This is a genomic window from Burkholderia sp. Nafp2/4-1b, from assembly GCF_003635165.1.
GTDB lineage: Bacteria > Pseudomonadota > Gammaproteobacteria > Burkholderiales > Burkholderiaceae > Burkholderia.
The window spans coordinates 109,096-120,834 of the sequence record NZ_ML058599.1; the positions used below are offsets into that span (position 1 = coordinate 109,096).

Here is an 11,739-nt window from a genome sequence, read left to right on the forward strand (position 1 = left end):
AGTCGAGCGGCTTTGGTGGTAATCGTCATGCGAATGGCCGGATGACCGGCGGGGCAGGTACGCCGGCTCGACATTCAGGGCCGTGTGGCCGGCACATTGCGCGCGCGCTCGGCCTCGATGCGCTTGGTCAATTCCGCCAGACGCCGTTGCACGCCGTCATATTGGTGTGCGATTCGCTGAACGTCTGGATCATGAATGCCGACGTCGCGCGTCGACGAGAACGCGGCTCCGTGAATGGACTCGTATTGCACCTCGATGGAGATGTCGTTCATGGCCAGCAATTTGAGCAACATCGGCAGGCACTGGGGCGGTGCCTTGTCGGACAGGGCCAAAAGCGGAATGATTTCGCCCGCTCTCAGCGGATCGGCGGGGCGCGGCCAGCCGGTCCTGAAGCATCCGATACCGTCGATGCCCGCATCGGATTGAAAGCGTGGCCAGATGCTCGCACCGAGGCCGGAATATTTTCGCGATTCGATCGTCACGGTCACGTCCTTGATGATGGCCGGTCCGAGCCCTGCATTCGAAAGATAAAGGCCGTGCCTGTTCTCGGATTCGTCGAAGTGCTGAGTTGCCACTACGTAGGGGCGATACACGAGTTCGTTACTTTTCATCGCCTGGTAAGCAAACCACGCCGAGACGATCGAGATACCGGCCGAGATGAGCGACACGATTGTCGCGTACCGAGCCGAATCGGGATTAATCGAAAATTTCATGCGATATAAAGGAAGTGATGAATCGAATAGGTGTGAATGCCTCGGGTGCAGTAGGTCAGGTCATTTTTTTTGATCCGCCTGATTCGCTAAGCGATGCGCGTCCCGCACCCATCCGTGCAGCGCTTGCTCGTATTTCGACGGAATCGTAATTGTGAGCGTGGTGAGGCGGGTGGCATTGCCTGGCAGTTCCAGATACCGCTGCCACGTCTTGCGAACCAGCTGCGTCATTGCAGAGCGGTTCAAATGCAGTTTCGCTGCCAACTCGTGTGGTGAGCGGCCCTTCACGAAAATCTGGTATAGCGCCCACTGGTTCAACGGATTGATGCGGGTATCGTGAAGCCGCAACAGGCGGAACTGGTCGATGGTCATGCGTCGTGTCTCCTGCATTCAGGTACGCCCCGAGTTCGGAAGTGAAGAAATCAATGTCGCGCCGCATGAGGTCTCGTGACCGTCGAACGCGGCCGCTTCGCCTTCGACGTTGAATGCAGGATCACCTTCGGCGATCGTGCAGGCCCCGTGGATCGGACACGAACACGTGTCGCCGAAGCGGGCGACCGCACGCCCCATCACCTTGCTGATTTCGGCTCCGGACTCGACCCGGCCGCCGTGGGTATGGCTGTCGCCTACCCTGATGATTCCTCGCATATGACTTGCTCTCCGATTGCTTTCCGCGTGTGCGTTTTGCTCGCAATGTACCGTTGCGCGGGTTTGCGTTACCACGAGTAACCCTGCATGCCGTAGTCGGTATCGTGTCGGCGTCCCCACCACGGCAGGTACGCGTTGTTGCCGCCTCGGGCGCGGAACCAGTCCTTGTCCGGATCGATCGCCGTGAGCTTCGACGGCGGCCTTACGACAACGGCGACGGGGTGCTCCGGATCGGTCGTGCCGGCCACCAAAGCATTGCCGCCGAAGTGGTTGATTCGGCCGATCGCAAGTGCGACGTTGGTCAATGCGCTACCGGTTCCCATGTCGCCGAGCATTGCGGCGGTGTTGAACGTCTGTTTGCGGTGGTCATATTCCGGGAGCGTTTCGGTCAAGGTCTGCGCGAGCGACACAAGACGCGACGACGACGCGCCACTCGGTGCACCTGCGTCGTGGACGATGTAATTGAGGTCCGCGACCGCGACGCCGGCGTAGCGTGCCGCTTCATCGATCGTGGCTTTCCATGCCTGCACGGCGCGCGTCGTGCCGACCTTCGGCGAAAACGCTTGTGTGTTGCCAGCGGCGGCTTTGCCGATCCAGGCGAGCGGTTCACGCTCGGTGTTGAAGTTCGGGCCGGCGAGGAACAGCACGACGAGGTTTTCGTTGATCTGCGCGTCGGTGGGCGGGAAGTTCGGTGCGTCCCAGTTCATTGCCCAGACGGTCTTGTCGGGGTTCTGCTGCAAGTAGTCCAGCGCGTTGTTCAACGACGTGAAGCCGGCGTTTGCGCCGCCTTGGGTGATTTGCACGTCAGGGGGCGTGTCGCGGCTCCATAGTGACTTCGGGGATGGCGGCCCGATCTCGAAGCATTCGACAAACGCCTTGATCAAGTACGTCTTCGCTTCGATCGGATCTAGCCTCGGAGGTAACGCGAACTCGATGCGTGTTCCGGCAAGCTCGCGCCAGTTCTTCGAGTTTTCAGGCTTAACGGTGTAGAAATATCTATCATTTGCAAAATATCGCGAGCGCGGCAACAAGAGAAATTTTCTTACGTACTTGTGATAGAAGCCCTTGAACGTTTCTTCGCCTTCGTTGCCGTAGACCAATGCTCCGATGGAGCGGAGTGACGAAAATTTTTCGGGCTTCGTTCGCACCATGTCATCATTCCTGTTCGGTGCGACAAGCCCTTGCGTCCACAGCAATTGCCATTCGGTCGGGTAGTCCATGCGTTGCAGCGGATTTAACCAAATCAAGCCGACAACTTGCGCGAAGAACGGCCTTGCCGGCTCTTCGGCTGCTGGTGCTGCGTTTGCGGCAGGTTGTCGAATTGGGGCTGCTTGTGCCGGGCGCGTCATGGCGGTGGTGAAGACTAGCGCCACGAGTGCAGCGAGGCCTGGTACAACAAAGAATCGTTTCATCCAATCTCCAATTTCCAAATGTCCCGGGTCGGGTTGTTCTACGTGCGCCATCATCATGGCCATGAGCACGCTGACGATCAGCCATACCGAAATAGCAATGGCGACACGTCGGGGCCAGGTAGCAATCAGCGTCTTCATACGACACCCCCGACCTTGAGATAGAACTCATCCTCACGTTCGTCCGCTATCGCGTCGGGAATCTTGCCTTCGCTGCCGTTCGCATATACCCATTCGTGGATCGGCATTTGATCGAGCGCTCCGTATTCAAAGTATGTGGTGTACTTCTTGTTCGGGCTGGTATCGGGAATGCCGTCTCCCATTCTCCAATCCGCTTCAATACGCAGCGAACTCAGTTGCTTCTCCGACAAGTAGCAGAGGCCCACGGCAACGTCGTACGCGAGCGCCTTTTCTGCGTGTTCGGGGTTCGTCATCGTCGTCGAATGGTTCGTCGGGCTGTTGGTCGCACCACGATCGAGCCAGTCGACGATCTGCCTGTCGCGCCATTCCTTGTAGCCGTCGGGAATCGCACTTTTTCCGTCCTCGCCGATCACGTGACCGTCGCGGTCGAGCCATTCCGTGTTCAGCGTTCGACGTGCCTCCATTCGCATTAGTGCGCGATCCTCGTAGCGTTGCCCGGCCTCGGTTTCGGCTGTGCCTTGAGCGGCGCTGTCCTCGTTCTTCGGCTGGTACTGGTCGTACGGATCATCGGCTTGCTTGTCCGCGTCGGTCTTGCTCGCGTCGCGCCACGCAGCCGGCGGATCGTTGCCTTCGTTGAAGTCGCTTATCGCATCACCGTCCTTCGTTTCAACGGGCTTGCCGAATCGCAACGCCTTCGGTGGGAACGGTCCATCAAGCGCGGGCGCATCGGCGACCACCGTCCAGCCCTTCGGCGGATCGGCGTTCACGCGAAGCATGTTCAACGCCGAACTGATGCCGGTCGCGACGAACATGAGCGGCGCAGTCACCAGCGTCGCTGCGACGCCGAGAACAGACTCGTTTCCCTTGATCGCACCAACCAGATTGAATTTGGCCGGCGCCGATGGCGGATACCAGAAGCCTGGTTTCGTTCCTTGCTTGCCGTACCGCCAGTCGTCTTCCCAATATCGATATGGTTTCTGAATGCCAACGGGGAACCCGGACGCAAACACGCGCTGCGTCAAGATTCCCGCCGCGCCGATATCGCCCAGTTCATGCTTGCTGATCCCGCGCCAGCCGATGCCTTGGACGGTCACCGCCGAAATCACCTGATCGTGCGGACAGCAATACGCAGTGACGCGGCCATACGTCGAGCCATTCAAGCCATGACGCGCACGATCTTCTTGTGTCGCATATGATCGATTGCTCGTCGGCGATACGCGCTCGTTGGCCATGTCTTCATCGACCCTGTCGGCGGGCAGTTCGCATGCTTTCCGAGCGCCGATAATCGACAGGAATTTGCCGAACGTCTTAGTGCGCGCTGCGTAGGTTTGCCGACCACGACGACCGCTGACATCCCTCGTCGCGCGTTGCGACCACGTATCCATGAACGTGTCGGATTTGTACGGGCCGTCTGCGTTCGCCAGGCTATATGGCGCGTTAGCCAGCACGTAGGCATCTGCCACGCAGTGGCCCTTGCGCCCCCACAGATCGTCGACGTCGGGAAACGCATCACCGAAGAACGCGGCCGTGAGGCCAACGATGTTGCCCTGGCTGTGACACACGACGGTAATCGGTACGTCAGCCTGCATGCTCCGGATCGATTCGATCAGCCTTGCCAGGCGCAATGCAGCGAGCACGCCGTACGCGCGGGGCGGCGCGCGGTAAAGCGGTCGATTGGTCGGATTGATGCCTTGCACAGTCATCCAGCCCATCGTCCGATCATCGAGACCGCCATGCCAGAGATCAGGCAGGCTCGCGCAGCCATTCGTGAACGGGCCGCCTCCCCAATAGTCCTTTTCGTTCAGAAAGATCTTGTCGCCGTATTCCTTCAGCTCCGCTGCAGTCGCGCGATAACCCCACCGGAAGTGGATGACGGGTGAGAACGACGGATCGGGCTTGATGTAATAGTCAGCCAGCAATTCGGGATTCAAGAACCCATCCGGTGTCACGCTCTCCGTGTACTTGGCGGGCGTCAACTGCCCGGCATCGACACCGTGATACATCATCTGATCGTCCAGCCGCCCGAGGCGCCGATTAAGCCCTTTGCACAGCCCTTCCTCCGCTGCCTCGAACCATTCGCCTTCGGAGTTCACCCCATGCACGAAGATCACGATACCGGGCAAGGGCATTTGCTTGATGCAGATGAGCGGCGTGTTCTTCGCAAACATCGTTACGCCTTCGCCCCGACCGACGACGATCGGTGGTGGCTCACGGCGCGATGCAACCGCCCTTGATGTATCGGGGTTCGCAGCGGATTCGCCCGCGAGCGAGTCTGCCGTCGGTCGCGGTTCGAGAATCGAATCGGTCATCCAGACACCTGCATGTGCGTTAAACATTCTTCTTGATGAACTTCACCGCCAGTTTCTCGAACTGGTCTGTATCGACCGCCGGTAGTTCGCCGGCCGCGTCTCCGATCAAGTCCGACAGCGCACCGGAAGCCTTGTGAATCCGCCCGTCGAATCCCGCAGCTGCATTGCCATCCGAAGCCCGAACCAGCTTAGGCACTCGGCCAAGCGTGCCCTGACCAAACGCCGGCATGTCCGCGGTCATGCTGGCGGGACCATCCCAAGCATGCCCCGCCGACTTCACCGCGAATGTGCCGGGGCAGCCGAGCTCGATATCGCCGCCGCTCAGCTTGAGATATGCGCCGCCGGACGTGACGAGCACGACTTCATCGCTTGCCGTACCGACCAGCCGTCCACCGGCCGCAGTCAATTGAATGTTCTTCGCCGAATCGATACGCGTGTCGTCGTTTTGCGACTGGAGCGTGACCATCCCCTGGTTCGCAATTGCCGACACGCCTTCGCCGTGCGCGAACATCGCGACGCCGCGACCGGCATGCAGATTGATGCGCTCGCCGCTGGTGACCTGCACGTGCTGCTGCGCGATCTGATCGATGTTCTCGCCCGCATACATGACGTGCGTCTTGGGCGTGACGTTGAGCGATCCCGACTGCGCGCCGAACGCGAGCAATGCCGGCGCGGCGTTGGTCGAACCGGGGTGCGTATCGCCCGGCGTCCAGTTCCGGAAGGCATCCGCAACGTTGTCCTGACCTGCGGTATCGGCAGATTGCCCGCCGTGCTGGCCGGCATAGTCGCCGAGAGATTTGAAGAGCTCCGTGCATTGATCGAGCAGCCGAATCAGTTCTTCTCGATCGAGCTGACCGCCCTTGGCCTGTGTGCGCGCATAGGTGGACAACAGGATGCCCCGGGCAGCGCGCAACGCCGCAGCGGCATCGGTGCGCAATTCCGCGCCTTCACCGCGATCCGTCCCGTGTCCGTTTTCCCGCGGATGCGTCAGATGCCCGAGATTCAGTTGGGTATGCGCATGTTCGCTAGCCAGCTGCACCGAAATTTGCGACGGAGTATCGTCGAGACGAAGCTGGTTATAACGCCGACCGTTGATTTCCTTGGTCTTGATGCCCGACAGGAAGCGGTTGCCGGGGAGTGCGCCGGTATGGCTGAACGCCACGGGCGGATTCGCCCCGTTGCTCAATACCCCGATGATGATCAGCCGGTCAGGGTCGCCTGACAGGCATCCCAACAGCACTTCCATACCGACGCGCGGCAGGAACAGCGCGCCGAAATTGCCGCCCGCGAGACTTGTCCCGACGCGAATCGGCGCACTGTCGCCGGCTCGACCATTCGTTCCGACGCCGTGCGCGTGCGCGTGATCGGCCGGATCGTAGCCGTGAATTTGCACGCGTACGCGGCCGGCTTCGTCGCAAAATACTTCCTCGCCCTGTGTGCCGACGATCGTGCCGGTCAGCAGGTGAACCGGCGGCACATCGACCTTCGGATCGTAGGCGGGCTTGAGCGGCACGCCGCGTCGCACGCAGGTGAAGCGATTCTCGTAGCGCGTGTCGGTTTGCTCCGATAGATCGGCAGGTGTTGGTCCGACGGTTCGCGTCAGGTTCTGGCTCGCCGCTAACAGCCCGTGCACGCGCCCCGCCAGCTGCTTCGGCAGGTTGTTCCAGATATCGTGTCGAACCGACGTGACGACGAACTGACGATGATCGACCGGCTTCATGTCGAGCTCCGGGTCGCCCGTCAGCGTGAACCAGTGGCCGACCGGCAGATCACGAACGCTGCTGATCCCGTCGTAATGTTCGGCTTCGAACTGATGAGCCAGTATCCGGTCGTGCGTGATGCGGTTGTGGTCGTTCCACGAATCGCCGACATGCGGGATGTCGATCGCGACGTCGGTCAGCAACCGTGCAAGATCGTTTCCGGATTCACCCTGCTCGATGCCGGTGACTGCCGTGGAATCGTCCATACGGGCCGACTTGTAATCCCACGACGGGCGGCGGACCTTGCCGGACGACAGGCGCTGGGCGTGCGCGAAAAGCGTTACCGTGTCGCGGAGTTCGACGCCGGCATCGCGCGGATGAAGACGCAGGATGCCGGCCGGTGCTTCCTCCAGTCGATGCGGATCGTCGCAAAACACGAGCGTATGAATCGGCCACTCGTCGGGCATGCTGCGCGCCGAGTTCGTCGGCGCGACCTTCGCGAAGAACGTCATGCCTTCCCGACGCAGCAAGCGCCGGATGAAGCGGGCGTCCGACTCGTTGACCTGCCGCGTGAGTTCGCGCACCGGATAGCGATCGGTCTGCAATGCGGACAGGTCGAAGTCGAAGGCGCGCACGAGCGCGTGGCTGCGCAACTTCCACTCGTTCATCAGCGTCGCCAGGATTTCCACGACGGTGCGCGATCGGAACAGGCGAGCGTTCGTGCGGCGGTCCATCAACGACAGCGCGTCGCACACGTGCAATTGATAGACGGTCAGTTCGCCATCGGATTGACCGGTCCGCACTTCGCTCACGATCGCATTGATCGTCCGGATGCTGCCCCGATCGGTCGTCAGCCGGAGCGAAACGGGCAGGCCGAGAAACAGCGTGGGCGTCAGATGATCGTAGGTCGATACGCAGGTCAATTGCCCATCGATACCCGATATCAGCCCTTCGCGGATATCGGCATGATGGAGCGCAAGCAGGTGGCCGACTTCGCGTTGGGCCCGGCCGAAATGGAGATCGACTGGCCGCGCGGTTCCGCTTATCAGACCAGACGCAAATTCCCGGAATGTTCGTGCTATCGACATCGTCGTAATCTCATTGTTGTTGTATTGGATTTGGATTAGTTCGAAATGGAAGGTCGATGCAATCAAAGGCAGTCGACTCGAAAACCCGGGTCGAGAATATCAAGTCTGTCTGTCTCGATAAATGAATTTTTATTTTGAGATGATGTGGCGAGCTATTGGAAACAGTATTTTGCTTTGTTGGTAATCAGATTGATTTTTGAAAACCTATATGTCGAATGCTGGTGGCAGCTATTAAGCGCTCACTCTGCTGGACGTGGGGATGTGGTGGCGTTGTTTTCATCGAATTTAACTAGGTCACGATTATTTTGAATAGGATCTGTCTTATATCGACGCGAATCGCGGCACATTGCGTTTTCGGAAAAGATGCGAACCTACGGCGGACACGTGACGAGCTCCCACGAGAAAAAGGGCCGGGTCGTTGCTGTGCGCGTGTCGCCACGCACCGGAAATCGCGATGTCTATGAGGGATTCCCCCGTACCGCGTGAATAAGCGCCACTACAAAGCTGCGCCCGTCCGCACAGCGCTTCTCTGTCGATACTCGCGCCTGCCGCCCCCGATTATTTGCATTTCGCGAATGTCGCGTTCGCCGGTTGTTCCATACCCGATCCGCATCGGCGCACCTATCGTTCGGGCGTCGGCTGATTGAATTCGACGCCTGCAACCGGAACGGCGGCCGCCACTTCCCCGCGACTCACGTCGCGTCGCACCCCCAACACAACGGACCTGGCTGATCCACGAACGCTCCGGCGCGCGCAGGCAGACCAGTCCACGGAGACACGGAGACAGACATGAAAGCAAACGAGTGGGATACCGCCTACGAGTGGAAGGCGGTGACGCTGCTGGCGCTCGGTTTCGGGCTGGTCGGCCTTGACCGCTGGCTCATCGCGCCGCTGTTCCCTTCGATCATGAAGGACCTGCACCTGACCGCGCAGGACGTGGGCAACTGCATCGGCGTGCTCGGCCTGTCGTGGGGCATCTTCGCGGCGCTGATGGGCGGCATCTCGGACAAGATTGGCCGTCGCAAGGTGCTGATTCCCGCCATCGTGTTGTTCTCGCTGCTGTCCGGCTTCTCGGGCCTCGCGGGCGGGTTGCTCGGCCTGATCGCGATCCGCGGGCTGATGGGCGTCGCCGAAGGCTCGTTCTGCCCGACCAGCTTCGCGGCCACCGCCGACGCATCGCATCCGCGGCGGCGCGGCCTGAACCTCGGGCTGCAGCAAAGCGGCTTCGCGCTGTTCGGGCTCGCGCTGTCGCCGATCATCGCGACGCAGTTGCTCAACTACGTGTCGTGGCGCTGGGTGTTCGCGCTCGTGGCCGTTCCCGGGCTGATCCTCGGCGCGATCATGTTCTTCGTGATCCGCGAACCGAAGCGCGCGAAAGACATCGTGTCGGAACACGCGCCGGCGTCGCTCGGTCATGTGCTCAAGAGCCGCAACATCCTCGTCGCGATGGCGGCATTGTGCTGCGCGATGACGGGCGTGTTTGTGCTCGGCGCGCTGCTGCCGCTGTACCTGACGGATTACCTGGCGCTCGATACGCAGAAGATGGGGCTCGTCGTGTCGGCGATCGGCTTCGGCGGTTTTCTCGGGCAGTTCGGGCTGCCGGGTCTCTCCGACCTGGTGGGCCGCCGCCTCGCGAGCATCGTCGGCTTCGCGGGCACGGCCGTGATGCTCTACATTTTCCGCGGCCTCGGCCCGCAGCCGGTCACGCTGTTCGTCGTGCTGTTCGTCGCATCGTTCTTCACGCTCGGGCTCGTATCGCTGCTATCGGGGCCGGTCGCGACCGAAGCCGCGCCAATCGGTCTCGTGTCGACGTCCATCGGCGTGGTGGTCGGCTGCGGCGAGATCTTCGGCGGCGGCATCGCGCCGGCGCTGGGCGGCTACGTTGCCGCGCACTTCGGGATCCAGAACATTCTGTGGCTGCCGATGTGCGCGGTGCTGCTCGGTATCGTGGTCAGCATGCTGCTGCGGGAAACGGCGCCGGCCGTGCTGCAGCGCCGCGTAGGTGTGCAGCCGGAGCTGACGGCCGGCAAGCAGCCGTGACGTGCGGGCCGGTGTTCCCGGCGCCGGGCCGCCTGCGCGATTGACACCTGTCCGGTGACAGAGTGACCGCTTTCGCATGACCCAACCGGCCGGCGGCTCCGGTTAGACTGCCGGTTTCCCATTCAGGAAGGGTGCGGTATGGACCGGTTTCTGAGCATCGAGGCATTCGTCAGGGTAGCGGAAGCGAGCAGTTTCGCGGAAGCGGCGCGGCAGCTTGGGGTCACCAGTTCGGTCGTGACGAACCGCATCCAGCAGCTGGAGAAGTTCGTCAACGCGCCGCTGTTCCATCGCAGCACGCGCCACGTTCGGCTGTCCGAAGTGGGCGAGACCTTCTACCGCGAATGCGCGGAAGTGGTCGGGCGCGTCAACGAGCTGACCGACCAGATGCGCGAGCTGCGCGCGACGCCCACCGGGCGGCTGCGCATCCAGATGCTGCCCGGCTTCGCGCTCGATCACTTCGGCGTGCCGCTCGCCGAATTCAACCGCCGCTACCCGGGCATCCAGCTCGACATCATCGTCAATGATCGCGTCGTCGACCCTGTCGAAGAAGGGTTCGACATCGCGTTCCAGATCTTCCCGCCGATTTCCGAGTCGCTGATCGAGCGGCGCCTGTTCGTGGTGCGGCGCCTGTTCTGCGCGTCGCCCGCGTACCTCGAAGCGCATGGTGCGCCACAACATCCGCGCGAATTGCTGCAGCACACCACGGCGCTTTATTCGGGTTATCCATCACGCAATCGCTGGACGCTGACGCGTGGCGACGAAGTCGTCGAAATGGAGCTGCCCGGCATGATCCGCTCGAACTCCGTGCACCTGCTGCGCGAGTACGCGCTAACGGGCGGCGGCGTCGTGTGCCTGCCCACGCTGGTCGCGAGCGATGCGCTCGTCGCCGGCCGCCTGGTGCCGATTCTTACGGAGTTCGAGATCGCGCCGCTGAGCTTCGCGGCCGTTTATCCCGCAACGCAGCGACAGGCATTGAAGGTGAAGGCGCTGGTCGAATTCCTCGCCGAATACATCGGCGATGAATCGCCGTGGGACCGTCCGCTGCTGGAGCGCGGCTGGGTCCGCTGAGCGCGGCGATTATTCGCGAAACGCAAATGCCGTAATCGCGGTCCGTTGCCTTGTTGACGGGCGCCCTCGCCCCTAAAGTTGAATCCAACAAGCGGTTCAACTCAGGAGACAGCAATGACCGACACGGCATTCCACACCGTCTTTGGCTCGCTCGACGGCTACACCCGGGGCGAGATCGAAATCACCAGCGGCAGCGCGAAGCACTACGCGTTCTCGAACGTCTTCGATATCGCATCGAAGTCGGCCCCGTACGAGAAAGTCGTCGCCGGCAAGAACCTCGAATACGTGATCGAAGTGCTGCGCACCGACGGCCAGTCGCCGTGGTTCGCGTGCGCGCACGACGAGTTCGCGATCCAGATGGATGGCGAAGTCCGCATCGAATTCATCAAGCTCGACAACCCGCCGACCACCGGCCGCGGCACCGTCAGCGCCGGCACGCAGCCGGCGGGCCGCGAGATGGGTTACGTCGTGCTGCGCAAGGGGCACCAGGCATTGCTGCCGGCCGGCTGCGCGTATCGCTTCGCCGCCAGCAAGCCGGGCGTTGCGCTCGTGCAGACCGTGCTCGGCGAGCTGTCCGTCGAGAAGTGGGCCGATATCTGCCTGCACTGACCGATCCAAGCGCCCCA

The 11,739-nt window shown here is 61.5% G+C and carries 9 protein-coding genes; 3 read left to right on the forward strand and 6 right to left on the reverse strand.

All coding sequences use genetic code 11. The features are described from left to right. Positions 1–74: 74 nt before the first annotated feature. The 6 genes from C7H84_RS07005 to C7H84_RS07030 all read right to left on the reverse strand — a co-directional run bounded on the left by C7H84_RS07005 (position 75) and on the right by C7H84_RS07030 (position 8,005). Positions 75–668: a hypothetical protein gene (locus C7H84_RS07005; RefSeq protein ID WP_162999227.1), complete on the reverse strand. Its 594-nt coding sequence runs from the start codon at positions 666–668 to the stop codon at positions 75–77. 105 nt (positions 669–773) lie between these two features. Continuing rightward, positions 774–1,082, reverse strand: coding sequence for a TrfB-related DNA-binding protein (locus C7H84_RS07010; RefSeq protein ID WP_121858291.1), 309 nt, complete (start codon positions 1,080–1,082; stop codon positions 774–776). An 18-nt stretch (positions 1,083–1,100) separates the two neighbouring features. Continuing rightward, on the reverse strand, positions 1,101–1,358 hold the full coding sequence (locus C7H84_RS07015; RefSeq protein WP_121858120.1) for a PAAR domain-containing protein: 258 nt from the start codon (positions 1,356–1,358) through the stop codon (positions 1,101–1,103). Positions 1,359–1,426: 68 nt separating this feature from the next. Then, entirely contained in the window at positions 1,427–2,908 is a 1,482-nt protein-coding gene (locus C7H84_RS07020) for a virulence factor (protein WP_240461992.1), read from the reverse strand. After that, entirely contained in the window at positions 2,905–5,076 is a 2,172-nt protein-coding gene (locus tag C7H84_RS07025; RefSeq protein WP_121858122.1) for a hypothetical protein, read from the reverse strand. Before C7H84_RS07025 ends, C7H84_RS07020 begins: the two co-directional genes overlap by 4 nt. Positions 5,077–5,236: 160 nt before the next feature. Beyond that, complete coding sequence (locus C7H84_RS07030) at positions 5,237–8,005, reverse strand: type VI secretion system Vgr family protein (RefSeq protein ID WP_121858292.1); 2,769 nt, start codon at positions 8,003–8,005, stop codon at positions 5,237–5,239. Positions 8,006–8,794: 789 nt separating this feature from the next. Here C7H84_RS07030 and C7H84_RS07035 point away from each other — a divergent pair. The 3 genes from C7H84_RS07035 to C7H84_RS07045 all read left to right on the forward strand — a co-directional run bounded on the left by C7H84_RS07035 (position 8,795) and on the right by C7H84_RS07045 (position 11,722). After that, a complete protein-coding gene (locus C7H84_RS07035; protein ID WP_121858123.1) occupies positions 8,795–10,045 on the forward strand; it encodes an MFS transporter in 1,251 nt (416 codons plus the stop codon). 138 nt (positions 10,046–10,183) lie between these two features. Then, positions 10,184–11,113 carry a LysR family transcriptional regulator gene (locus C7H84_RS07040; RefSeq protein WP_121858124.1) on the forward strand — a complete coding sequence of 310 codons (930 nt, stop codon included), beginning with the start codon at positions 10,184–10,186 and terminating at the stop codon, positions 11,111–11,113. Positions 11,114–11,227: 114 nt separating this feature from the next. Next, a complete protein-coding gene (locus tag C7H84_RS07045; RefSeq protein WP_121858125.1) occupies positions 11,228–11,722 on the forward strand; it encodes a hydroxyquinol 1,2-dioxygenase in 495 nt (164 codons plus the stop codon). Positions 11,723–11,739: the final 17 nt, after the last annotated feature.